The sequence below is a fragment of the Paenibacillus sp. MAEPY2 genome (assembly GCF_000499205.1).
GTDB lineage: Bacteria > Bacillota > Bacilli > Paenibacillales > Paenibacillaceae > Paenibacillus > Paenibacillus vandeheii.
The window spans coordinates 177235-201401 of sequence record NZ_AWUK01000011.1 but is presented as its reverse complement, the minus strand read 5'-3'; the positions used below and the strand labels follow the sequence as shown (position 1 = coordinate 201401).

Genomic DNA, 24167 nt, shown 5'->3' with positions numbered 1-24167 from the left:
ATAAAGTTCAAAGAAAGGGAGACCATCCCAGCATCCTGCATGTAACGGAACATATCGTCCTGTAGATAAACAACATTTTCCGGATTCCTGTCACTACAATCATAGACTCCAATTAAGGTAGTTTACCATGAATTGTAACAATCCTGCCCGTTAGTTTAATGAATTAACGGGCAAAAATAACGATTGATATACCCCTAATCGGCAATAGGAACATTTCTTGTCCAATACGGTAATCGGTACAAGTTCTTGTCTCGAACCAAGGACAAGAACTTGTACCGATAAAATAAAGAAGCCGCTAAAATGGCGACTTCAATGGGAATATGTTCTTGTCCCTCGACATTTTTTATAAGTAAGTTCCCCTTTCTTGCAGTAAAAAAGCAATTCGGATTAAATCCGAATTGCTTTTTCTTTGAATACTGTGCTCCGGTACCGCCTACCGGTAAACCAAACTTTTTGGCTTCGTCCATGACCGCCAGAAATAGAGAATGCGGCGACCAGGAGTATACCTTGATATGACTTACGCCTTTCTCCGGATTAAGACGTACGGCTTCGCGCGCTTCTCCCTTTGTTTTTAAGTAAAGATGATACGGTTCACTGAAAATGATCTCGAACTATCCTGCCCTTCACTTAATGAAAAATGGATCAACCGCGGGTGACAAGCTTCTCCCTAGTACGTTTGAGCTATCGTTAGGGCACGTTGGAGAATACGTGCAATATATGGAATTCATTATGTGATGCCACCTCCACCTCTATTCCCGCACGACTTTTAACGGGTCAACATAACACCTGAATGCAAGGAATCCCTCCAATGAGATAATTCCAACGTATCTTAAATACCTCGATCTCATTAAGCTTTCCGCAGAATAGCTAATTCCTTTAATCATTAAGGCATTAACCCTATCCATTACATACAGAGAAATGGTCTCCAGCACGATGCCCATAAATCGCGATTGCGGTATACCCTCGATGGACCATTCACATCCACTTCTTAGCATGTTTTTTAATTAATGAAATCATGCTTTTCATTGATGGTGAAAGCCATTTATCTTTATGGTACGCCAGGTACGTAGAAACTGCAGTAAGATCATATTCGACCTCTTCCCCGATTAATTTATGGCTCTTCAATTCCTCTTGTACCGAAAAATAAGGGACCATAGAAATTCCTAAACCACTCCTGACACATTGTTTAATCGCTTCGATGCTCTGAAACTCCAGACTTTCTTTAACTTTCATCTTCTTGTAATGGAGATAATCATTAAAAACAGCCTTATAACTGCAACTACGTTCGGTATAAAGTACAGCCCCCAGTTCCAGATTCTTTTCAAGAGGCGGGCTGATGATCACCATTTTTTCTCTCACCAGCTGTTCACAGTGGAGTTCAGGCATTTTCCATCCATCACTTTCTAATACCAATGCAATATCGATTTCTCCTGTTTGAAGATTGGCCATAATGTCGTGGAAATCAATTGACTTGAGGGATAAATTCACATTCCTATATTCTTTTTTATACTCGACAAGAAGAGATGGGACGCGATGAATCATAAGTGATTCCGATACACCTAGCGTAAGGTCACCAGCAGGTTCGTTGTCTGTCGTTAAAGCTTGATCATATAATTCAATGATTTTTAAAGCGTAAGGAAGAAACTGCTCTCCGTAGTGGGTTAGCACGACTTTTTTACCCAAACGATCAAAAATAGGTTTTCCGACCTCAGCTTCCAACTCCTTGATATGTGCAGTGACGGAGGACTGAGCGTAACCTAGATGCTCAGCAGCTTTTTTAAATCCACCTTTTTCAACAATAGTCTTCAGGGTTATGAGATGACGAAGCTCCACGGTTTCACACCTTTGTGTTTAAATTTATTACATGTACAACACTACAGTTCATTATTAATGAACGTTTAATTCTAATATATCAATTTTACTGCACATAAACTCTAATTTATAATATAACTATCTGCAGATAATATTCAACCTAAGTTCATCGGAGGATGTGATCATGATTAACACAAATATTATAGGGGTGTAAACATTAGACTCGAGTAGGAGTTGCACCAATGACACGCACGGGCGCAACTTCTGAAGGTCTTGCGACTGAACAAATGATTTCATATTATTCTTCACATTCACTCGTCACTAATGCGTTATATACCCAATGCTATTTTAACCAACCAGGAATAGTTAACTACAAGCACATTCATGGAAAAAGGATGTGGAAACTGTCCATCTGGAAGGTGCGAAAAATATTTGACCATACAGGAGCCCTTTCTCATAGGATGCGTTTTGTACAAGGAACTATAGCTCCATCTGCTCTACAATCAATTTCACTAGATTAGTTCCTTACTGCAACAATGAGCGTACTGATGAATATGGAAACAGAGTACGTCTGTTGGTTTGTTCGACCCTTATCTATCAAGGTGTCATAGGATGGAAATCTACGAACCCGAACTCTACAAAGGAGATTAAAAAAATGAACGACACAGCCAAGAAGAAGATAATTGAACACTTCCTTAGCCTTTATGGGCAAGGTCGATGGGGTGACCCTCAGAATACGGAGCCGTTGAACGCACTTCTCGACATGCTCACTGATGATGTCGAGTGGTGGATGAGCGGACTTCCACACCCCGGTTTCGTCTCTAAGGATGAATTCCGATTGATGCTGGCCCCGCTGGACAACATTACTGACGGGCCACTTCAGATCGTCCCTACCGGTTGGACCATCCAAGGGGACCGTGTCACAGTGGAAGCCTACTCAACAATGAAGTTGAAGAGTGGACGTCGCTATCAGAACCATTATCATTTTCTCTTTGAGATCCGGGGCGATAAAATCGCCGTCTACCACGAGCATCACGACACGGCTCACGTAAACGACGTATTAGTCAATCTCACGGATGACGCCGAGAAATAAAGCAGCTTTTATTGTGATTGGGATTGATTCAGGGCTCTTTATATGGAAATATTAAACAAATATGGAGCGATAGCGTAGTGCGAAATAACCGATCGTCACCTGCGCTATTAATTTAATCAAATCATGACCACCCGTCCAACGGGTGGTTTGCTCTTGGGGTATAACCCCCTGTTGCCAAACTGTGCCTCTGAACGTCTCCACTGCCCGCACAGGCAAGGCAGTTTCCTTAGACACCAGCGCTAATGTTATAAAAAACCGTCTATCGACGTACATTTGAACTTGAAACGGGCTCTTACCAGCGTTAAATAAAACAATCGCCCTACCCTTTACAGGGGTAAGGCGATTGTTTTTGTAGCGGGAATCGTTTATGAATTGGTGGTCAAGCGCCTATGCTTCATCACCGCTTTTATCCCGCAGCAAGGATTGATTATGAACCACCTTATGGTCGATAAAGTTCAAAATGCGTTCCAAATCGGCTATCTGATCGGTGATTTTCTTCCGGTATTCCTGAAGCTCGGCATTCAATTCCGGAACGGATTTAATCGCTTCCTTGAAGGGAAAAGAAAGATAGACCTTCATCTCCTCCAACGACATATTCGTTTGCTTCAGGCACTGGATTAATTCTATCCTCTCCATATCCTCCGAATAATACACCCGGTGCCCGTTTGGTTTTCTGGATGGAGGGGAGATCAGTCCAATTTTTTCATAATGTCGAATGGCATCCTCCGTTAATCCAGTTCGTTCAGCGGCCTGTTTGATCGAGAGACCTTGGTCCATGTTATATCACCAGCCTTGGCGGTTAAATTAACACTCATTGCATATTTGCACATGCAAATTCCTGCTTATAGATTCTGTCTACTTTATCCAGAACATTCGCGCTCTGGTCATTGAACTTGAAGGGTGTCGCTTTGCCTTTATTAAGAAAAATGCCCGTAGCGTCCTTATGGTGACCCAATGCAGCGTCATATAAACGGGCCGCTCCTGCACTCGGATGGGAGAAGAACAGGTTGGCAATCGGAATCATGAAGCCTGGCATCCCTGCGCCCTTGGACATCTTTGTCTTGCTAGGGCCGGGACAAACGCTGCGAATCCGGATTTCCTCCGTCAATTGTGCAGGGGCAATTTGCTGGGTCCATAGCGAAAGGGCCAATTTGGTAGCGGCGTAAGGACCCAGAAGTTTTTTGAATCCGACAGGCTTGTCTAATGTATTGTAATCGAACTGTTTGACCATCAGCAAGGCGTTGGATGAAGTGTTGATAACGGTTTTCAGTTCCCCCTTTAACAAAAGCTCTCTGAGCTCCATGAAAATAATGTAGGGTACCACTGTATTGACCTCAAAATGCGTCTCGCGCCCTTGTATCGAGTACTGGAATTCTCCGAATGACACGCCGGCATTATTGAAGAGCAGATCAATATGGTCCTCGCTCTGCTTAATCTGATCCAAAGCTCTCCTGAGACTTGAAAAATCAGCTAGATCCCCTTTATAAATTCTCAGTTGCTTCGACTTTTGAGCCGTTTGAATCACTTCGTCAGTTGGAAAATTGGAACGGTTCAGTGCGATGACCTGCCAGCCTTCGGACAACATTTTCTTGGCCAGCTCGAATCCTACGCCAGAATTGGAACCCGTTATAAGAGCAACTTTATTATGATGATGTTTCATTATCTAATCTCTCCTGTCTGTCAGTTTGATCTGAGCATCTTCATGCTACAACCTGGTGTTTACACCAAGTCAAGCGATAAAAATGCAAAAAGCTCTTATGCTCCTGGTTTTATCACCGTAAGCCTCATCGTCGCAGCAGCGCTCACTCTGATTATCGTCATGCACATGAAATAGAAAAATACCTGGCTGCGTGTCTCTACTGCCAATACAGGTAAGCAAAAATAAACGAGGCCCGTTTCACTTCCTTAGAATGGAACAGGGCTATTCTAACTGCCAAGTTCTTTCGTTCAACTTATATAGTAGGCAAATTAGTTGTGGATTGTATTCGAAAAAATCGGTAGTCGGAGGACACCCAAATAATCGGGCATATTCGCGACTGAATTGCGAAGGACTTTCGTAGCCGACATGAAATGCAACATCTGCGATGTTGTATTTTTTCAGTCATTAAAAGTCGTCGCCCTTCTTGTAATCGAAGCTGTTTCTGATATTGAACGGGGGGGCATCGCAGTGACTTGTTTGAGCCGATAAAGCGAAGAAGAACTCATATTGGCGATCTGCGCTAATTCATTAATGCGCAGAGGTTTGTCAAAGTTTGTTTTAATCCGTTCTACTACCTCTGCAATCGTTGCAAAACTTGTAACGATAAAATCATGACCACCAGTCCAACGGGGGTTTGCTCTTGGGGTATAACCCCCTGTTGCCAAACTGCGCCTAAAGACGCTAGCCTGACAGCAAATCTGTTCAGGCTCAGTGTTATTTGTCACTTTCATTTACCAGTTAAACTGGTTTTACTTCTTTTTGCTCCTATTACTACTGAATGGATCTTCGTATTCTTTTACACTCAGCTTATCTACCGCCTGATCATGTGCTTCTTGCTCACTTTCTTACTGTTGCTTCGTTTAGACCCACGGTGCTCACATAGTACTTCTGCCCAAAACTTTCGATTTCCGTATTTATACTTCAACTGGGCATGTTTTTCGAATATCATTAGCGAACTTTTTCCCTTTAGATATCCCATGAACGTTGAGACTGCAATTTTCGGTGGAATCGTTACCAACATGTGGACATGATCGGGCATCATGTGACCTTCTATAATCTCTACTCCTTTGTACTTACACAAACGTTTGAAGATTTCAATTAAATCTTTTCTCACTGGATTATAGATTTCTTTCCGTCTATACTTCGGGGTAAACACCATGTGGTATTTACACATCCACTTTGTGTGGGCTAGGCTGTAGCTCTTGTTTGCCATCGATGACCATTCCTTTCTTTTAGCCTGAACATCTCAATTTTATTGGAATGGTCTTGGTGGTCAAACCCTCGATCCCTCCACCCGCATAGCGGGTGGTTTTTTGTTTCGGACGTTTCACGCACTCAACTGGCTAAAGCCATAACAAAAAGCAAGTGATCACATTGATTAGCTGCTTTCTTGGTATTATTGTGTTATCGTTTTCCGTTAGCTCAACGATTCTTTGGTTATAAAAAATCCTGCAGGATAGTTCTCGTCTTCTTCTGCAGCTACATCAGGGCATTGATTAAAGACTGCGTGGAAATTATCGTGTTTAATCAAATAGTCGATTAGTTGCTCAATTCTTTCTCTGCTTATAATATCAATCAATACCAAGTCGCTGGACCAAAAATATGCGCCGTTCATGCATTCACCGGTTTCTATATTCTTTTGCCTCATCGTCTCGATATTCTGGTAAGTAAAGAAGCTAGCAATCCATTTGGAGCGATCCGGAAAGACAACAATAACATCGCTATTATCATCCTTACAATCCCATGAGCCTACGGGCCATATTTCAGCTTCGATCCATACATAACGCTTCGAAAAGTTCATGCCAGTCTCCTCTACAGGTTGTATTTGAGCTCTCGTTTCCCGTTAGTTGAATGATCAAACTTCATGCGTTTTATATTTTCATTACCTTTAGAAAAACGAAAGACTATACCCTTAGATTTTTCTCGGCATAATACATCCATAGTGCCAAAAATACGATTAAAACAAATAAAAAGCAAGTTAATGAGGTGTAGAATATCAAGGGATTAAAGAAACCGGCGATCATGGAGGCAATGCTTAGACTAATGAGAATGATTGCTACGCTGAGTGTGCCGGCACTCTGGAGTATTGTAACACTCCGCTCGTCATTCTCCTCAATAAACTGCTTCTTCAACTCGGCTTCATTATTGCTGGCTTTTATATACCTGACGAGAAAATTTCATAGGTTAAACCTGGATTTTCCAATGTCCACCCTAAATGGTGGACTTCTCCCCAAAATATTGTTACTTACCTCTAAATGATAACAAGCCAAGCCCCTCTTAGTAAAAGAAGTGCTTGGCTCTGTTGATTTTGTTTATATAAGATAGTTACATCAAATTTGCTACCCTAAGTTTCGCACTATTATGTTGGATTAACCTGCCCTTTATTTGAACAAAAGCAGCCGATCACATGAATCAGCTGCTTTCTGACATTTAATGAGCTATCGTTACTCCTTAGTTTAATCACTAGATAGAATTAAATTAAAGGTCAGGCTGCTTTTCTCCTTATCATTATTTAAGGAGCACTATTATATTGCATTTCAATGACTCTATTTTACACAATGAAAAATAAAGGATCGATTTTTAGAATTTGCGTGTTTAAAATCCCAATCGCCATATGTTTCAATTTCCGAAAACCCTGTTTGTTTCAGCGACTCATCCAATTCTCCTTGATTTCGAAATCTGATCTGCATTTTTTCATGAACTAGGACTTCGTCTGTTTTTGTATTTTTCACAGTTTCATAAAAAGTATAGATATCTCCCTCAAACCCTTCATATTCTGTATAGATTTCAAGAGGATCTCCACTTAGCATATCTTTAGCTAAGTCAGGAGTCCTGTCCTTCTCCCACTCTTCCCACACTTTTACCAAAGGGTTTCTAATATCGAAAATAAAGTGACCGCCAACTTTTAGGGATAGGAATACGTCTGAGATTACTTTCTTCCAACTATCATCTGTAAGAAATACCTGTGCAACATTGGCAGTCATAATAACCGCGTCATAGGTATTGGTTTGTAAATTTGAGCTATCTCCTACAATCCAATTCACATTGCCTGAATTATCTTTAATTCTCGCAACTTCAATCGCTTCTTCATGGGGATCAATAGCTGTAATTTTATAACCGTACTGAACAAGATGAGTAGTCCATCTTCCTGTTCCGCAGCCTAAGTCAACGATAGACTCTACTTTTAATTTTTTTAGCAATGCGAGGAAAAATTCGTCGTCTTTTCCCCAATGGTTAATTTGGTCATATACTAATGGAATCATAAATTTTGTTCCCACTTTCTATAGCATTTTTACTAGTTCAACATATAAGGAATGGTTTAGTCAACTAGACTCAAAGCAATTGATAATTGATTTATGAATTACCTCTCACTTCGTTCGGATGATCCCGGACAAGTTCAACGATGAACCTGAATAATACATAAAGTATAAACTGATATTCTTGAGATAGTTCAACTAACCTGCCCGTTAGCTTAATGTAATAGATATAATTTTTAAATCGACATTGATACCATGCTCCCAATCTTTTCAGCAATGGAACTGAGTTCTTGCCTTCAGAAAGCGAATTGTGCTTTTATCTCGCCACATAATTTCTGTCATAATATAATTAGATAACACTCTAATCCGAAATGACACATTGTTCTTGTCCATTTCGGCAATGGTACATTGTTCTTGTCCTCAGCTAAGACAAGAACTTGGTTCCTTAAAACAAAAAAAGCCGCTTAATAGCGACTTGGAATGGAACAATGTTCTTGTCCCGCGACACCTTATGTTCATCACTTGGAAAAAAGTTGTGTATGGCAAAATATTAGTCCAGAAGACTGTAGATCTGAATGCTCTCCACCTTGGCATCCTTGATATGAAACGACATCACATCCACATAATTGGATGGCTCGTAACGGAAGTCATCCTCCTCATCAGGGGCTCCATCACCAAGCAGTTTCCCCTCAGGGTAGGCGTTTTTGAGTGTATCCAGGCTATCTCCTGCTTTAATGTTTCGCACTGTCGCGTACTTAGGATCTGTCATTTCAATATGAAAGATGGAGTCTTGTTTGCCCTCCGGTATACTGATTGTTTTAATTTCAAGACCAGGATACGTGTACACTTTTTCTGTAAAACCGATTAAAGTATCCATGTTTGTTCCATCGTCGGCACTGTACGTATGCGATTTCAGGTTATCCGGTTTGCCCAGCATCTGTTCCATCTGATCTTCATTCGCTGTATCCGAAATCGCAATGGTATGCTCATTATAGACAAAAGCAAGCTCCTTCAGCACCACATTGCCTTCCTTCTCCATCGAACCTTCTTTAATAGCTTCAGCACCCTTTTCTTCAGAACTTTCGGAAGCAGGCGCATTAGCATTTGTTGCACCTTCTCCTTTGTTCTGTTCATTTGCTGTGTTCTGTCCGGTTGCTGGGGACGTGGCATCACTGGACTGACAGCCCGTTAATGCCACCGTTAGTAAAGCAATTAGTACGATAAAACCTGCAGCTTTCTTTGTCAACTTCATCATGATCCCTCCATAAATGTGTGATTTGTTCTTATGAAGTGATTATAAAAAAAACATTTGTTAGTCTCATAACAGAAATGTACCAATCTTGTAACGTTACCTATTTAGGCCTGGGTTTAGTTGCAGGGCTACGCACGAGGTAAAACAATTGTAAAGGTCGTCCCTTTTCCCAGTTGACTTTCGATGTCGATATATCCATTAAATCGCTCTACAATCTCTTTGCAAATGGAAAGTCCAAGACCTGAACCATTTGCTGTACTTGCATTTTTCGCCCGGTAAAAGCGTTCCTGCACTCGCTCCAGCTCATCGCCCGCGATGCCAATGCCTTGATCACGTATCCGTATAACTACCTCGCTTGGCGTATGTTCCAACTTCAATTCGATCAGCGATGGACTGCCTGAATATTTGATGGCATTGTCCACAAGATTGGCGATCGCATGGGACATCAGCATTGGATTCACGTTGGCGTGGACTCTCGTCAAAAGCTTATCCTCCGGTTCCGCCTCCCTGAACATAATCTCTATCCCTTTATCCTTAGCCTTGGCTCCCATATTCATTGCGACTTGCTGAATCAGTTCGTTCATTTCCGTCTTCTCGACTTCCAAATCGTTAGAACCAGCCTTATCGAATCGAGATAGTAATAACAGTTCATTAATCAAGCGGGTGAGCCGATCCGATTCGTGCAGCAGATGAGCATAGATTTTTTGCAGCTCCTTGTTCTCAGTCTCCCCTTCAACCAAGTATTGAGAGAAACCACGAATAGCTGCCAAGGGTGTTTTTAACTCGTGAGATACGTTGGAGACAAATTGTTTCTGGTATTGAATGTAATCATGAAGCTGCCGTCCCATGGAGTCCAGCCCATCCGCCAGCATGCCCAGCTCATCCTTCCGTTTAAGATGAACTCTCCGAAACTCCTGTCTAGAGAAACTTTGCGCTGCGTCAAGCAACAGCTTAATCGGCTTGGTTGTGTTGCGAGCAATCCACAGGCTGGATAACGTAATCAGCACAATAAATCCGCCTGCACCCGCAAACAGGATATAACGGATTTGATCCATGATCGCATAAAAGTAGGAAATGTCCTCCACGAATTCATACACATAAGCGTTTTCGTAGAATTGATCCTGAATGGGCGTCGCAAAATAAAGCAGATGATCCTCCGTGACGGTGTAGGCATAGCTGCCGCTCAGTGCTTTCTCAATATTTTTGTCAAAAATAAGCGGTTTGCCATCATTAATGATGATGCCATCCACAGCCAGGCCCAGCAACTGCTTGGAGCTGTCATAGATACGTACTTCCTTGCCTGAAGCTTTCAGCTTCTCCAGAGCAAGTCTGACAATTTCCTTCGTCTGGGGCTCTCCTGACGATGACCTATGCTGTGATAACACCTCACGGAAGGACAACTCCGACAGATCTGCCTTCTCCATCATCTGTTTCTCAATGGTAACGAAGCTGTAGTAATCGATAGCTTTATTTACCGCAAAAATGATGATACCAAAAGACAGCACGGAGAAAAATAAATAATTCAGCAGTAACCGGGTTGCATACTTCAGGCCTCGCCACCTCCAAGTTGATAGCCAAATCCATAGATCGTCCTGACATACTTCGGTTCGTCCGCGTTATCCTCCAACTTCTTCCGTAATCGCATGATGGTCATATCCACACTGCGACTGTCTCCCATAAAGTCATATCCCCATCCGATCTGCAGCAGCTCATCCCGGGTAAAGATTTTTTCTGGCCTTTTGAGTAACGTTTCCAAAATTTTAAACTCTTTGGCCGTTAAAGACACGGGTACACCATTTTTCAGCACCCTTCGGCTTTCCAGATCAAATGTCAGCTCTTCATGAATGATGCGTGTAGATGTCACGTCTGTTCCTTCACTTGATTCCTCCTTGCTCTCGTTTCTTCTCAGAATCACCTTGATCCGAGCGAGCAATTCACGATTGTCAAAGGGTTTGGTCATATAATCTTCCGCGCCTAGTTCTAGTCCAAGCACCTTGTCGATTACCTCATTTTTGGCAGAGAGCATGATCACAGGAATGGCACGCTTTCCGGTAATTTCCTTACACAAGTCATATCCGGAGCAGTCTGGCAGCATCAGATCAAGTACCACCAGATCCGGTTGAAAAGCATCCATGAGCTGCAGGGCTATTTTACCGTTTTCAGCCGTTTGAACGACGTAGTTTTCTCTTCTGAGTACGAGCTCAATTAAATCCCTGATTGCGACTTCATCATCAATGACAAGTATTTTCTTCAATGTGCACCCCTTCTAGCCTTGTTCCCCAGCTTGAATCATAAGTTACCCCCATCTTAGCATAGACACTTTAGATTGCTCCACCAACTGGAAGATGAGGTATATTCCACTGAGCCCAACATAACTTTTAATAACCCCGAAGAAAGGAGAACTTATCCATGGATCTGCTCTGGGTACTCATTGTTGGTGGACTTATTGGCTGGTTAAGCGGAAACTTGATTGGGCGGGACGTACCGGGCGGTGTACTTGGGAACATTATTGCGGGTTTTATCGGTTCCTGGTTAGGAACGGAATTGCTGGGACCAAGGGGGCCGGTGATTGGCGGATTTCATATTATCCCAGCCATCGTTGGCTCGATTATTGCCCTGCTTATCTTCTTCGCTCTGGCACGCGGCGGAGCCTTCCGAAGACGTTAACAAAGAGAGGCGGAGACCGATACCGTCGTTCATTAGATATTTTTATAAAGATGCTGCCAGGGAATAAAGGTACAGGATAAACATAAAAGGACCGAAAGCATTCATCGATGGAAGATGAACACTTACGGTCCTTTTTTTGTACTGACTTTATCCATTCTTTCAAGCCTGAAAAGGCATGGAAGATCAAACACTCAGCTGCTCCAAAAATATTGCATCCTTTTATAACCTCCATCACCCACTTCTTCGGGAAGACAATAATTCCATTTAGTGCTTGAACAGCGATAAAATCGTCATGATCCAGCAGTTATGCGGACTTCTGGATATTGATCCTTATAAGCCTGGAAGTAATCATATACCTTTAGAGACGGGTTTTCGTACTTATATGTGGAATTTGTTCCTAAGGTGTGTCGTCCATATAGGGGGTTATTATAACTTTTTTTGGATTCTGTGACAAAATAATCAATAAAAAAGTAACTATTTTCCTTTTTGGGTGTCTATATATGTGAGGGAAATCCTCAAAACTTGTTATAAGGAGCGTGGCAGGAAAAGAAATCCAAATTCAGGCCTAGCAGCTTTCAGTTCTATAATACACTCCCAGGTACGCCGGACAACGAGAGAGAAAAAGCCCTCATTGAACATGCAGATGCTATCGAACTGGTATCTAAGCAATTGCGTACAGACGTTATCATTATTAAAGAGGAAATGTTATGACGAAATATTAAAAAATAGGAGGTTTTAAAATGTTAAAGGCGAAAAAGATCTTTTTGCCAGTATTAATGATTTTGTCTATTTTCTGTTTAAGTTTATCTCCAAATTTGAGTGTTAGAGCACAAGCGGATAACAGCCAAGATATTGTTGTAGTTATAGGTAATGAAGCCAAGGAATTGATCGATGCAACGCTACATGGAGTAGAAGAAGGTGAAATTCAGAATATCGCCCCTGTGTCTACTTTTGATTTGGAAAAATCGAGTGTGTACACGGTTGGCGGTGGAGTTACGGTTGTTACAGTTCCTTTGCATGGGGATTATAGCCTTCCTAGTAACGTAACAGTATTCTTCGATGAGGATAATACCGTATTGCAGACAAATGAAATGTTGGTGACCAAGAATGAGGCAGGAAACTTCCGAGTTGAGACGTATTTGAATGGATCAGTTGTTAAATCCGTGGACACTGACAGACCTTATATCACAGATGAAGAAATGCTTGCAGAAGAGCCAGTTAACTCTGGAATTCAACCGCAGAGTGTAGGCGCAGTGGCAGGTTGCCTTGGAGCAGTGCTTGGCATTGGTGGTACTGCGGCTTATATTATTGCGGTTGCGTGCGGTGGTTCGTGTGCAGTACCGACACCAGTGACTGCTCCGATATGTGCTGCATGTATTGGTGCATATGCAGTTCTTGGTGCTGGTGGTATCGCTGGAGCAGTAGCTTGTTTCAATTACCTGTGAGGTGATTTGATGAACAAGATTTTAGCGATCTCGATTTTGGGAATGGGTTTAACAGGTGCCGTTTTAATCATCTCAATTGCTCTGTTGTTTAACCCCCCAATAGGAAATGTGTTGAAGATGGTTACTGCTGCTTCAACATTATCTTTTATTATATTTGCTGTTTCGGCTTTGGTATTTCGTCGGCGATTAGATAATGAAAAAAGAGAGTAATATATTTATACTTCCTCGATTTAGGACGAATGATACCGAGTAGCAATCCTAACAATGTTTCTACTCAAGAAAAAAGGCATCTCCTTCAGGAAATGCCTTTTTTCTGCTTATCTTCAGAAAATAAAGAAATATATCTCCTCCAACATGCATTCTCTCCTACAAGCACCCATGCCAGAAAACAGAATCTTCTGTTTTAAAATATATAGAGTTTGTTCTGTGTCCGGCTCTAATCTCAAATATCTTACTAATGTCCTTGATCATCTCATAAATCTGATCGATTCGCCTAACATTCTCCGGTTCATTTTCTTCAAGCTCCCTGGCTTTACGCCATAAATACTGATTAAAGAGCATCAGATCCGCTCAGTGGCTTTCTATACCTTGTTTTTCCATAACAGTCCAATATAGTTATACATCCCCCCCATCCTTTTGCCAATAGGCTTATATAATGGGCATAAACCGTTCTGCAAGTAAGTTGAAGTATAATCGTTCGCTCCATTGTCGCTCGGTGTAGAGCGTTTGAATGGTTCTACAAAGTCACTTCTACAAAGCTTACAGCATGTAAGATACTCAGCATCACCTAAATTACCGATCGGACTGCGAAAAATAAAAACGTCACCTTGCCGGGCAACACCCACTGTTTTCCCTTTATATCCAGGTACGTGATCGCTGACCCGTACTTGGGGCGTCCTGGTCCACGGAGGAGCCCTTTTTCGTGATTTAAATACTCATACGTAAACATATACAAAAAAGGATCGTCAGCATTTCTGCAACGATCCCTGTTGTCAGCCCGCTAGTTGAAATCAGCAGCTGATCAATTTGATGCCTTCTTAAGTTTTATTAAGCTAATGTTTCCCGTTAGTTCAATAAGGATGTGCTTTAAAAGTAATCGGGGATATCAAGTGATATGGAGTCGATATCATTTTCTTTTGAGTAATACATACAAACACTGTCTTTATATTTTTGACTATTGTTAGGTAGTACAATAAAACCTAATCCTTTGTAAAATACTACCTCAATATCACTATAAAGGAAAAAGTTGTTACACTTTTCTTCCTGTTCAAGTTTATTTATCGTTTCTTTGACCAATAAAGAAGCATATCCTTTTTTTCTTAAATATAAAGGGGTAGCGATTGAACCAATTCCTTTTACAATTTGGTCTTCAGAATGATTTAGTTCATATACGATGAGCGAGCTTAATATTTGCTTTGTATCTGTTGCTTCAAGAACGTACCACTTACCCTTTTTATACTTATTGGAAGCCTGGCACATAGTTATATATTCTTCATATGGCAGATTATCTCCCCAAACATCATAGCCCATCTTATAAATTTCTATCATTTCCTCTTTTGTTGCTCCCCTAATTTTTTTCAAAGTACCTCTCCTTCTGTTTTATGCGGTTATACATTCTTTTCGACATTAAGCTTATCAAGACCTCTATTCTTCTGAAGCTAAACTGCCCGTTAGTTCAATAAGATAGTTGAGAAGTATCGTCTGGTTCAGAACCAGCTGATCCCCATACTTCCCCATTAACGCTATAACTGCCACCACTCCATTGGAGCAAGTAACCTCCAGTATTCATACCTTGGGTGAAACCTTCTTTAATATTTATCCAATCAAATGATTCCCCGGCAGCAATCGTTCTAGCGAAATACACTTTACTAGTATCTAAGTGCGTTAAACTAACATTGACTTCATGGCTACTATTGTTCTTCATTAGAAGTTTTATATGTACAAATTCCGGATTTACGGAAAAGGGTTGCTGTACCGTTGCGCCTCCAAAAGCAATATAGTGCGAGGGTTTGTTCTCTTGTTCGCTTAAAGAATTAGTAAAGGTTGTACTTTCGGACTCGCTTGATAATACACCAGACTTTGAAGTGGACAAATTCTCTTGAGTTGGACTTGTTGAATCACAGGCAGTTACGGTCGCTGTTGTTAAAGCTAACGATAAAACAGTAAATAAAAGTCCCTTTTTCTTCAATACTTTATCCCTCGTATTCTTTTATTAGTTAATTCTAAAACCTATAAGAAGTTACTCGTTATTAATAACGCTATATGTCAATAAAAGTTACATCTCTAATTCGTTAGATGGCATTGAACTAACCTGCTCGTTAGCTAAAAAAAAGGATATTACGTTACAATAGTTTTTTTGGGGGGATCTGTTCTTAGCTCACACGACCCCTATTTCAGGGACTTTTCATGGTAATATGCTCTTTTCAAGCGACATGATTCCTATCATGCAACTATTTAGATAACATCCTAATCGGGAATGACACATTGTTCTTGTCCTTTTCAGCAATGGAACAATGTTCTTGTCCCTTGACACCATTAGCTTAACACCCCTATCCTGCCCGTCTGCCCGTTTGTTGAACAAAAAGCAGCTGATCACATTGGTCAGCTGCTTTCTTAGTTTTATTTGGCTGACCTAGATGGTCGTACTTACCCAATACCTCCGAACCAGTTTTCGGGATCATGTCTTTAGTCGACCCATCCGTTTTTTCAAGGGTTCTAAAACTTTCGTTTATGATATGGAAGACCCTCACCTTCTTCGCAATACTGTTTAAGACTGTACAAAAAAATAGCCCAGTTATAATTACATAAACGATAAAATGCGGTCAATTCCCTCCAATTCATCTGACGAAATATGATTGAAGTTTTCCCGTTTTTTTCCTCAATATCAAAAGAAATAGTCGTACCTATCCATTCTGGATCTGAATCAACACACTGCCACAAAATCTTTTTATCCATAACAAGCTCATCAACGCGCATCTTTGTTAAGCCTTTGCCGCCGAATCGGAACTCATTTATACAACCGATCTGATCACTGACTATTAGTTCATTTGTCCATATTTCTGAAAGTCCTTTTTCAGTGGTTAAAGCTTCATATACGGTTGAAGCTGGAACATTCACAGTCTGTAAGTGCTCGATATTTGGCATAGTGCTCATTCCCTTTCTTTTTAAGGATTTATTTATGAAAATATTAGTCTACGACTATTGAGAATTTTCAAATCTTCTTTGCCGTAGTATAGTTGATGTGATTTCTTCTCGATTGCTATCCTGTCCGAGTTGAGAAAACGGCAGCGGTGGGAAGTATCCATCAACCACCGCAATAGCGATATTTTTCCTGTGAGATGTGATGGAATACCTAGAAAATCTCTAATTGACGGCCATTCCATGATTTCAGCTCCTAACAATGAGATATATTAACTTATTCAATTAGCGCACATATTTTCCTTTTTTATTGTCGTACAAATTGAAACTATCCTGCCGTTAGCTTGATGAAGCAGAAATCAAGTTACCGTTAGTTATTTGTATGATCGATGGTACAATGTTCTTCTCCTCAGCTCAGGAAAAGGACTTTGTTCACTAAACACAAAACCCCCTATTTTAGCAACTATTTTTGGTAATGTGCTCTTTTAACGCGACATGATTCCCATTATGCAACTATTTAGATAACTATCTAATCTGAAAAGGTACAATGTTCTTGTCCTCACCTTGGGACAAGAACTTGGTTCCTTAAAACAAAAAAGTCGCTATATTAGCGAATTTGATGAAACATTTTTCTTGTCCCGCGACAAATTATTGGGAATGCGGGTCACATCTGACACTTGTAAGGTCTTAGCCTGTTCTACCACTACCGATTCGGTATCAAGTGGCCGGATGAAAGGATCCATGCTCTGGTAACGTAGTCCCAAGTAATCCAGAATATCAAAAAAAATGCTGAATATAGTTGCTCTGATTTTTTCCCGCTTTATAAGCTCTCTCATTCGTCACATTTCCATTCGACCGTGGGAACCACTATTCCTCCTGGCAACAGGCTCAAATGAGAGTGCAAATGGTCTTTTGCGAGAATTCTTTCCTAAAGGTACGGATTTCGCTCAAATGACAGACGAAGCTTTATGCCGTGTTCTTGATCTGATAAGCCACAGACCACGGAAATGTCTGGGCTGGAGGATGAAAAAAGAAGCTGCAACAAAAGGTCCGGGCAACGCCAAACCTCTTGATGCAGCTTTCTTTTGTATTTCTACTTGCTTTGCACAGCGAATTCATAATAACTTTAAGCCTTGCGAAGCATTTGTCTCTCGCTTAGCTGTGAAAGCATATCCTTCGTCATAGCCTTCAGGTCGTAGCGGGCATGAAATCCCCATTCTGTCTTCGCTGCCGTCGCATCAATGGAATGCGGCCAGCTATCGGCAATCGCCTGTCTCTTCGGATCAACGTCATAATCGAGGATAAAGCCGGGAAACTCATCCCGAATCGCTGCAGCGATCGCCTCCGGATCCACGCTCATTGCGGTGACATTAAATGAATTTCGGTGCATCAACCGGGAAGAATCCGCTTCCATCAATTCGATGATAGCGTTCAGGGCATCCGGCATATACATCATGTCCATGTTTGAGTCCTTGGCGATATAAGATGTATACCGGCCAGCCGTCACGGCTGCATAATAAATTTCCACCGCGTAATCCGTCGTTCCTCCGCCGGGAGGCGTCATATAAGATATCAAACCCGGGAATCGCAGCCCCCTGGTATCCAGGCCGTATTTATGAAAATAATAATCACAAAGCAGTTCGCCGGACACTTTGTTCACGCCGTACATCGTATTGGGCCTCTGGATCGTATCCTGCGGGGTATTGTCTTTCGGAGTCGAAGGACCAAAAGATCCAATGGAGCTTGGAGTGAAAAATTGGCAGCCGAGCTCCCTGGATACTTCAAGTGCATTCATCAATCCGCCCATATTCAAATTCCAGGCAAGCAGCGGTTTCTCCTCTGCGGTAGCCGACAGCAGCGCAGCCAAATGGATGACGGTATCCACTTCGTACCGCTTGGCGATTTCGAACATCGCCTTATCATTCGTCACGTCCAGCAGCTCGAATGGCCCGGATCGGGTAATTTCGTGGGCTGATGACCTGAGATCCGTAGCAACGACGTGATCCGCACCATAAATTTCACGTAATTTAACAACTAACTCAGAACCGATTTGGCCCAGTGCTCCGGTCACCAAAATCTTGTTCATAAGACATTCCTCCCGAAATATACTCCCGCGAATGCAGCTAAATCAGCTTCATTTCCTTGCCAACTTTCTCATAAACGGAGATCACCTGGTCGAGCATCTCCTTGGTATGGGCAGCTGTCGGCATGTTGCGTATTCTTCCAGTTCCTTTGGGAACCGTCGGAAACACGATTGCCTTGGCGTAAACACCTTCTTCATAGAGCCGTTTGCTGAACTGTTGGGTGGTTACTTCATCGCCAATGATACAAGGTGTGATCGGCGTTTCGCTTTGGCCTACATCATATCCAAGCCGGCTCAAGCCATTTTTTAAATCATTACCGTTCTCCCAAAGTTTCTCGATCAGCTCTTTGTCATTCATCAAAATGTCGACAGAAGCGATGCAAGAAGCGATTGCAGCCGGAGGTAGCGATGTCGAGAACAGAAACGGACGGCTTCTCAGCTTCAACCATTCGATCAGTTGTTTTTTACCCGCCACATAACCGCCGACAACGCCGATCGCCTTGGAAAGAGTACCAATTTGAAAGTCAATGCGGTCGGACAATCCAAAATGCTTCACGGTTCCCGCACCTGCTCCGAGAACGCCCGAACCGTGGGCATCATCCACATAAGTAATCAGATCGAATTCTTCTGCTATTTTCACGATTTCGGGCAGCTTTGCTATATCACCATCCATGGAGAAAACCCCGTCGGTGATGACCATAATTTTATGGTACTGACCGGATTCCTTGGCATCTTTCGCCTGCTGTCTTAAATCATTCATATCCGAATGCTTAAAGCGAATCACCTTAGCTCTCGACAGGCGGCAGCCATCAATAATCGAAGCGTGGTTCAGCTCATCTGATAAAATCGCATCATGCTGGTCCATTACCGCGGATATAGCAGCCATATTGCAGTTAAATCCCGATTGATACACGATAACGGCTTCCGTTTTTTTGAAACGGGCCAGTTTTTCTTCAAGCTCAATATGAAGATCCATCGTACCATTGATTGTTCTCACAGCCCCTGCGCCTGCCCCGTATGTCTGCGACGCCTTAACTGAAGCATCAATCAGGCGGTAATCTGTTGCCAGTCCCAAATAGTTATTGGAAGACAAATTGATTAGGGACTTTCCGTCGATACGAATAACAGGACCATTTGCACCCTGCAGCGTATCGATGACGTTATATAGACCTTTAGTCTTTAGATCTTCGATGTTCGAACTTAAAAATTGGTCCAATGCTTGACTTGACATTCCATTCCCTCCTCGATATACGTATGTCCTCGTACAGGAGACATAGTATTTCTCCAAAAAAGCCTGTTAAATAAAGGAATTAAACTAATTTCAATGTATCATCTTTTTTATTTTTTGTACACATGTGGCGGACAAAAAATAAAAATATCCGCAAAAAAACATAGCGATTCCTTCCCCCATTCCCGGAAGCAATCGCTACTAAATCTTTGCTTATATCTTTTGCTGCTCGGTAACTTCTTGTGCAGCCATTATTTCTTTTGCTTATTCCTTTAAATCAATCGATTTACCCCGGTTCAAACGGGATTCTTCCGCGGCAAACGCAATGAGATGACTTAGTACGGAAGCGCTTGCCGAGGTTAGGCTCTCCTGACCACTATTGTTCCATAGCTACAAACCCCTTAAGGTGCTAGCGCATTACTTAGGGCGAACTATTATGTCCGTGTTATGCGACAATCCGCAGAGAATCGAAGCCTTTTTAAAGCTTGTACATACGAAACAATTTCGGCGTTCGTTGCATACCAAATACTCTGCTTTACCGCAATGGTTTCTCCCAGCCGGTCTAGCAGATCCAAGTTTCCCTCATCTTCAAATTCATAGCTATGGCCCCAGACATAAAGCAATGCCATGTGGCTGGGCCTTTCCTCTAACGCAACAAATTGAGAAGCGTACTCCATCACCTTATTATGATGGCAAGTTGGATGCCACCTGAACAGATCCTTCGACATTTCACCGCGTATGGATGTGCATTTATCTGTCGCCTTGTTGATTGCTTTTAATTTGGCCGAAGAGCTCAGCATGGACGAAACCAATGCCGGAAAATAGTTAATAGGGCCCCTTCTATCCGAGAGCCCTTTTAACTATATCCTACACTTACTTTAGTTTTTTTACATTCGCTTCAATTTGGCTATTTCGCTCCTTTACCAGCTCATCGAACCCATTATCCATTCGATATTGGATGAACTCGGCCATCGCCTGATCGACTTCGCTCTCCGATTTGGCATCCAAGATCTTGGCGATCGTCTGCGACCAGTTCTGATCAATCTTCTCTTTATTTCTGGAAGATTCTTTAGATAAATATACATCCAGACTCGCTAATTCGAATTGCGGCACCACGAAATCCTGAGTCCATTGCTTAGCCTGCTGCAAAGCCTTCGGGAACTGAGAAATTCCCATTTGCCGGGAGAGAAGAGCACTATCCTGCAGCCACAAATGAGTGGTCAAGCCGACCTTCTTCTCGAAGCCGGCAGGATCGGTCTGCTTGAACTCCAGCAGATCTGCATTCAAGACAGGACTTCCGTCCTTGATGGTGTAGGTTTCGCCCTCGCGGCCAAAGTTCATGACATTGTTGCCTTCCTCACTAACCAGATAAGTCAGGAGCTCCATCGCCTTTTGCGGATCCTTGGCATCCTTGGTAATAAAGGTCTGTGTCCAGCCTTCAATGGAAGTGCCCGGCAATGCGGTTTTCTTGCCTATCGTAGAAGTTGGCCCGTTAACAGCAATGTACTCCTTGCCCGGGTGCTCATTCGCCCACACGGTCATCGTATCCGTCTCACTGTTCAGGTCCGCAGCGAAATAGGCGAAGTAGCTGCCATTCGTTAGTCGTGCATCCTTGTCATCTTTGGTCATCGTAGTCATGTCCCGGTCTGCCAGCCCCTTCTGCCGGGCATCGACGAACACTTTAAGCCATTTCTGAAAATCAGCATCTGTATAACGGTCATAATATTTGCTGTCTTCCGTCAAATCGGCCATCGTTCTATTGAATACCCCGTTCTTCTCAGAGCTATCTCCCGTAAAAGGAGTCACCCCGATCGGAATGATCGTTTTTCCAAGTTCATCTTTCATTGCCAGCTTCTGCGCGGCTTCCAATGCCGAAGTAAATCCTTCCGGCGTGGTCATATCTGGCTTGCCGAGCTGTTCATACATATCCTTCCGCACCAGAAATGCCTGGTTGCCATAAACTCCGCCTTTCTCATAATCCGAACTCGTGTTTGAGAAGTTAGGATATCCATAAATATGGCCGTCATCCCGTGTGAAGTACTTGAGCGTTTCCGGCTTGGCCGCTTTTTCCATAAAATAGGGGTCATACTTCTCGGCTAAAACATCCAATGGAATCGCAAATTTATCGGCTTCCTTAACAAACGGGTTGCTTCCATCCATAGTAATAATGTCCGGCAGATCTCCAGAGGCCATCATCGTGTTTAGCTTGTCGTCGCTGCCGCCCAAGTAAGTGATGTTTACTCCGGTATCCTCCGTAATATATTTGGAAGACACATCATTGCCCCAGACTTGAGCGAACCAATCGAAATTAATGTACCAGTCAAGGTCAGCCTTTGCCTTGTCGTTCTTCCAGCTCGGCGTATCTTTGGCCACTTCAATCTTCGAGTCCGGCAAATTTTCACTTGTCTTCTTACCGCCGCAGGCAGTCAACGACACTGCTAATGCAACCAAAGTCAGAAGGATGATCGATTTCTTCATAACATTCTCCCTCGCTTTTATCATTATTCTTTAACTCCTCCGACCAGCATGCCGCTAATAAAGTATTTCTGAAGGAAAGGGTAAATTAGCATAATAGGTAGGGTCGTAACGATCATCGTAGCCTGCTGTAAAGATTGAGTCGTAAAAGCCTTGGAAATATACACTCCTGCTTTGGCAGAGTTCGCAGCGCCTGCGCTCGTTAACAGCTGATACAAATAATATTGAATCGGATACAGTGACTTATCCGTTACATACAGCTTAGCCACGAAGAAATCATTCCACTGGTATACCCCGTGAAACAAGGCGATCGTCGCCAGCACCGGGAAAGAAAGCGGGACAATAATTTTGAAGAACACCTGTAATACACTGGCCCCGTCAATCTTGGCTGATTCTTCAATCGAGTCCGGCAAGCTTCGGAAGAAGTTCATTAATATGATCATGTCGTAAAAGCTGAATAGCACGGGGATAATGTACACCCAGAAGCTGTTCGTCAGACCGAGCGACTTGGCCACCAGAAATGACGGAATCATTCCGCCGTTGAAGAACATCGTGATGACGCCCATACGGATGAATATCTTTCTTCCCAGTAAATAAGACTTGCTCAGAGCATAGGCTGCCGCCCCTGTAATGACCAAGTGCCCGATGACACCGATTACAGTTTTGGCTATCGTAACTCCAAACGCTCTGTAAATGGTCGTATCCTTCAATATGGTCTCATAGTTTACCAGCGTAAATTCTCTCGGGAATAGATAAATGCCCCCTTTCATCGCGTCATACCCGTCATTGAACGAGAGGGCGATGATATTGATCAAGGGTAATACGATGATGGCAATAAAAAACAGCATGAATAACACGTTAAAAACGTTAAATATTTTCTCGCCTCTATCCAGCCCCATATAGCTCCCTCCCTTCTAAAAAATTGAACTATCGCTAAGCTTCTTGGTTAAGAAATTGGCTACCAGCAACAGTGTGACCGATACGACGGACGAGAATATTCCGACCGCAGTCGCGAATGAGAAGTCCCCTTGCGCCAGACCCAAATGATAAACATAAGAATCGATGACTTCACTGCGTAGCATGTTCGAAGAATTTTGCAGGACGAGAGTCTGGTCCAGATTCGCTCCCAGAATAGAGCCTACACGCAGCAAAAACATCAGCACGATAATATTTTTGATGCTGGGAATCGTGATATACCAAATTCTTTTCAAGATTTTCGCCCCGTCGACCTTCGCCGCCTCATACAACGATGGATCAATTCCTGTTATGGCAGCGAGATAGAGAATCGTTCCCCAGCCAACCTCTTTCCAAATATCCGACAACGTCGCGATCCACCAATAAGCATTCGAATTTGACAGGAAGGAGATCGGTTCAGATATGAGATGTATCGACAGCAGGAAGCTGTTCACCAGTCCCGACGAGCCAAGCCAGGATGTAATCATGCCGCCAAGAATAACCCACGACAGGAAGTGCGGTAAATAAGATATGGTCTGCGTAAACTTCTTGAAGAATACTAATCGGAGTTCATTGATCAATATAGCCAGGACGATCTCCAGCGGAAAACCGATCAACAACTTCATCAGGCTGATGCCTAGCGTGTTCGTCAGCACATTGTAGAAATCTTTGTCCCCCAAAAAGGCTTTGAAATTATCCAATCCTACAAATTCCGAGCCCGTAAAACCGGATAACGGAGAATAATCCTGAAAGGCGATGATCAATCCGAGCATCGGGACAAAAGAGAAAACAATCATCAATATAATGCTCGGCCAGACCATCACTTGAAGCTCCCACTGGGATAGAAATTGTTGTTTAAATTTGGATTTCATCCGTATACCTCCTTACTCTTCAGGTACAGCATTGTCAGTTCTTTCTGAATCATGTAAGCGTATTCCAAAATCTGCTAGGCCCACTCAAAAATTCTGAACTTGTGGGTGGATAAATTTTACACAATTAATTAATTTAATTAAATAATTGAGCGGGCCTAGTGATCATTTCGGATAAATGGGATTCACGAGATT

Annotated in this window: 21 protein-coding genes and 3 pseudogenes; 5 read left to right on the top strand and 19 right to left on the bottom strand. The window is 42.5% G+C overall.

What is annotated here, in order from left to right:
- Window positions 1-194 precede the first annotated feature (194 nt).
- Window positions 195-467, bottom strand: coding sequence for a hypothetical protein (locus tag P364_RS0110440; RefSeq protein ID WP_024630075.1), 273 nt, complete (start codon window positions 465-467; stop codon window positions 195-197).
- Between the two features lie 508 nt (window positions 468-975).
- Complete coding sequence (locus P364_RS0110435; RefSeq protein WP_024630074.1) at window positions 976-1833, bottom strand: LysR family transcriptional regulator; 858 nt, start codon at window positions 1831-1833, stop codon at window positions 976-978.
- Between the two features lie 634 nt (window positions 1834-2467).
- Between P364_RS0110435 and P364_RS0110425 the strand changes: the two genes are divergently transcribed.
- Window positions 2468-2905, top strand: a complete 438-nt coding sequence (locus P364_RS0110425; protein WP_024630072.1) for a nuclear transport factor 2 family protein — start codon at window positions 2468-2470, stop codon at window positions 2903-2905.
- A gap of 387 nt (window positions 2906-3292) precedes the next feature.
- Here the strand turns inward: P364_RS0110425 and P364_RS0110420 are convergent, their stop codons facing one another.
- The 9 genes and pseudogenes from P364_RS0110420 to P364_RS0110380 all read right to left on the bottom strand — a co-directional run bounded on the left by P364_RS0110420 (window position 3293) and on the right by P364_RS0110380 (window position 11367).
- A complete protein-coding gene (locus P364_RS0110420) occupies window positions 3293-3682 on the bottom strand; it encodes a MerR family transcriptional regulator (protein WP_024630071.1) in 390 nt (129 codons plus the stop codon).
- Window positions 3683-3716: 34 nt separating this feature from the next.
- Window positions 3717-4565 (bottom strand): SDR family NAD(P)-dependent oxidoreductase, encoded by an 849-nt coding sequence (locus tag P364_RS0110415; protein WP_024630070.1) that lies wholly within the window; start codon window positions 4563-4565, stop codon window positions 3717-3719.
- Between the two features lie 261 nt (window positions 4566-4826).
- Window positions 4827-5188: pseudogene (locus P364_RS36825) on the bottom strand (helix-turn-helix domain-containing protein); the annotation flags it as partial.
- A 165-nt stretch (window positions 5189-5353) separates the two neighbouring features.
- Window positions 5354-5817, bottom strand: a pseudogene (gene tnpA / locus P364_RS35230) (IS200/IS605 family transposase).
- A gap of 204 nt (window positions 5818-6021) precedes the next feature.
- Entirely contained in the window at window positions 6022-6405 is a 384-nt protein-coding gene (locus P364_RS0110405; RefSeq protein ID WP_024630069.1) for a hypothetical protein, read from the bottom strand.
- Between the two features lie 745 nt (window positions 6406-7150).
- Complete coding sequence (locus tag P364_RS0110395; protein ID WP_024630067.1) at window positions 7151-7867, bottom strand: class I SAM-dependent methyltransferase; 717 nt, start codon at window positions 7865-7867, stop codon at window positions 7151-7153.
- A 544-nt stretch (window positions 7868-8411) separates the two neighbouring features.
- Entirely contained in the window at window positions 8412-9116 is a 705-nt protein-coding gene (locus tag P364_RS0110390; RefSeq protein ID WP_236642237.1) for a hypothetical protein, read from the bottom strand.
- A 125-nt stretch (window positions 9117-9241) separates the two neighbouring features.
- The gene (locus P364_RS0110385; protein ID WP_236642238.1) at window positions 9242-10540 is read right to left on the bottom strand and encodes a sensor histidine kinase; all 1299 of its coding nucleotides are present in this window, start codon (window positions 10538-10540) and stop codon (window positions 9242-9244) included.
- 119 nt (window positions 10541-10659) lie between these two features.
- Window positions 10660-11367 carry a response regulator transcription factor gene (locus P364_RS0110380; RefSeq protein ID WP_024630064.1) on the bottom strand — a complete coding sequence of 236 codons (708 nt, stop codon included), beginning with the start codon at window positions 11365-11367 and terminating at the stop codon, window positions 10660-10662.
- A 155-nt stretch (window positions 11368-11522) separates the two neighbouring features.
- Here P364_RS0110380 and P364_RS0110375 point away from each other — a divergent pair, with 155 nt between their 5' ends.
- The 3 genes from P364_RS0110375 to P364_RS0110365 all read left to right on the top strand — a co-directional run bounded on the left by P364_RS0110375 (window position 11523) and on the right by P364_RS0110365 (window position 13435).
- Window positions 11523-11780 carry a GlsB/YeaQ/YmgE family stress response membrane protein gene (locus tag P364_RS0110375; protein WP_024630063.1) on the top strand — a complete coding sequence of 86 codons (258 nt, stop codon included), beginning with the start codon at window positions 11523-11525 and terminating at the stop codon, window positions 11778-11780.
- A gap of 740 nt (window positions 11781-12520) precedes the next feature.
- Window positions 12521-13225 carry a hypothetical protein gene (locus tag P364_RS37960; protein WP_052016580.1) on the top strand — a complete coding sequence of 235 codons (705 nt, stop codon included), beginning with the start codon at window positions 12521-12523 and terminating at the stop codon, window positions 13223-13225.
- A 9-nt stretch (window positions 13226-13234) separates the two neighbouring features.
- A complete protein-coding gene (locus P364_RS0110365) occupies window positions 13235-13435 on the top strand; it encodes a hypothetical protein (RefSeq protein ID WP_024630061.1) in 201 nt (66 codons plus the stop codon).
- Between the two features lie 876 nt (window positions 13436-14311).
- Here P364_RS0110365 and P364_RS0110355 read toward each other — a convergent pair.
- The 3 genes from P364_RS0110355 to P364_RS0110345 form a co-directional block, all read right to left on the bottom strand.
- Complete coding sequence (locus tag P364_RS0110355) at window positions 14312-14806, bottom strand: GNAT family N-acetyltransferase (protein ID WP_024630059.1); 495 nt, start codon at window positions 14804-14806, stop codon at window positions 14312-14314.
- Window positions 14807-14900: 94 nt separating this feature from the next.
- A complete protein-coding gene (locus P364_RS36115) occupies window positions 14901-15413 on the bottom strand; it encodes a hypothetical protein (RefSeq protein ID WP_024630058.1) in 513 nt (170 codons plus the stop codon).
- A gap of 527 nt (window positions 15414-15940) precedes the next feature.
- On the bottom strand, window positions 15941-16369 hold the full coding sequence (locus P364_RS0110345) for an SRPBCC family protein (protein ID WP_024630057.1): 429 nt from the start codon (window positions 16367-16369) through the stop codon (window positions 15941-15943).
- An 862-nt stretch (window positions 16370-17231) separates the two neighbouring features.
- Here P364_RS0110345 and P364_RS38190 point away from each other — a divergent pair.
- Window positions 17232-17401, top strand: a pseudogene (locus tag P364_RS38190) (transposase); the annotation flags it as partial.
- Between the two features lie 88 nt (window positions 17402-17489).
- Here the strand turns inward: P364_RS38190 and P364_RS0110335 are convergent.
- The 5 genes from P364_RS0110335 to P364_RS0110310 form a co-directional block, all read right to left on the bottom strand.
- Entirely contained in the window at window positions 17490-18449 is a 960-nt protein-coding gene (locus tag P364_RS0110335; protein ID WP_024630055.1) for an L-threonine 3-dehydrogenase, read from the bottom strand.
- Window positions 18450-18486: 37 nt separating this feature from the next.
- A complete protein-coding gene (locus P364_RS0110330; protein ID WP_024630054.1) occupies window positions 18487-19677 on the bottom strand; it encodes a glycine C-acetyltransferase in 1191 nt (396 codons plus the stop codon).
- A gap of 870 nt (window positions 19678-20547) precedes the next feature.
- A complete protein-coding gene (locus P364_RS0110320; RefSeq protein WP_024630052.1) occupies window positions 20548-22176 on the bottom strand; it encodes an ABC transporter substrate-binding protein in 1629 nt (542 codons plus the stop codon).
- Window positions 22176-23048 carry a carbohydrate ABC transporter permease gene (locus P364_RS0110315; RefSeq protein WP_024630051.1) on the bottom strand — a complete coding sequence of 291 codons (873 nt, stop codon included), beginning with the start codon at window positions 23046-23048 and terminating at the stop codon, window positions 22176-22178. Before P364_RS0110315 ends, P364_RS0110320 begins: the two co-directional genes overlap by 1 nt.
- A gap of 15 nt (window positions 23049-23063) precedes the next feature.
- Window positions 23064-23975 (bottom strand): ABC transporter permease, encoded by a 912-nt coding sequence (locus tag P364_RS0110310; RefSeq protein WP_024630050.1) that lies wholly within the window; start codon window positions 23973-23975, stop codon window positions 23064-23066.
- Between the last annotated feature and the right edge of the window lie 192 nt (window positions 23976-24167).

What these genes read in the sequence shown, in the direction of transcription:
- P364_RS0110335 (WP_024630055.1), bottom strand. Translation starts at nt 18,449, where the DNA reads ATGAACAAGATTTTGGTGACCGGAGCACTGGGCCAAATCGGTTCTGAG.
- P364_RS0110365 (WP_024630061.1), top strand. Translation starts at nt 13,235, where the DNA reads ATGAACAAGATTTTAGCGATCTCGATTTTGGGAATGGGTTTAACAGGT.
- P364_RS0110330 (WP_024630054.1), bottom strand. Translation starts at nt 19,677, where the DNA reads ATGTCAAGTCAAGCATTGGACCAATTTTTAAGTTCGAACATCGAAGAT.
- P364_RS0110310 (WP_024630050.1), bottom strand. Translation starts at nt 23,975, where the DNA reads ATGAAATCCAAATTTAAACAACAATTTCTATCCCAGTGGGAGCTTCAA.
- P364_RS37960 (WP_052016580.1), top strand. Translation starts at nt 12,521, where the DNA reads ATGTTAAAGGCGAAAAAGATCTTTTTGCCAGTATTAATGATTTTGTCT.
- P364_RS0110440 (WP_024630075.1), bottom strand. Translation starts at nt 467, where the DNA reads ATGGACGAAGCCAAAAAGTTTGGTTTACCGGTAGGCGGTACCGGAGCA.
- P364_RS0110375 (WP_024630063.1), top strand. Translation starts at nt 11,523, where the DNA reads ATGGATCTGCTCTGGGTACTCATTGTTGGTGGACTTATTGGCTGGTTA.
- P364_RS0110345 (WP_024630057.1), bottom strand. Translation starts at nt 16,369, where the DNA reads ATGCCAAATATCGAGCACTTACAGACTGTGAATGTTCCAGCTTCAACC.
- P364_RS0110395 (WP_024630067.1), bottom strand. Translation starts at nt 7,867, where the DNA reads ATGATTCCATTAGTATATGACCAAATTAACCATTGGGGAAAAGACGAC.
- P364_RS0110385 (WP_236642238.1), bottom strand. Translation starts at nt 10,540, where the DNA reads ATGATGGAGAAGGCAGATCTGTCGGAGTTGTCCTTCCGTGAGGTGTTA.
- P364_RS0110320 (WP_024630052.1), bottom strand. Translation starts at nt 22,176, where the DNA reads ATGATAAAAGCGAGGGAGAATGTTATGAAGAAATCGATCATCCTTCTG.
- P364_RS0110425 (WP_024630072.1), top strand. Translation starts at nt 2,468, where the DNA reads ATGAACGACACAGCCAAGAAGAAGATAATTGAACACTTCCTTAGCCTT.
- P364_RS0110405 (WP_024630069.1), bottom strand. Translation starts at nt 6,405, where the DNA reads ATGAACTTTTCGAAGCGTTATGTATGGATCGAAGCTGAAATATGGCCC.
- P364_RS0110390 (WP_236642237.1), bottom strand. Translation starts at nt 9,116, where the DNA reads ATGATGAAGTTGACAAAGAAAGCTGCAGGTTTTATCGTACTAATTGCT.
- P364_RS0110420 (WP_024630071.1), bottom strand. Translation starts at nt 3,682, where the DNA reads ATGGACCAAGGTCTCTCGATCAAACAGGCCGCTGAACGAACTGGATTA.
- P364_RS0110415 (WP_024630070.1), bottom strand. Translation starts at nt 4,565, where the DNA reads ATGAAACATCATCATAATAAAGTTGCTCTTATAACGGGTTCCAATTCT.
- P364_RS0110315 (WP_024630051.1), bottom strand. Translation starts at nt 23,048, where the DNA reads ATGGGGCTGGATAGAGGCGAGAAAATATTTAACGTTTTTAACGTGTTA.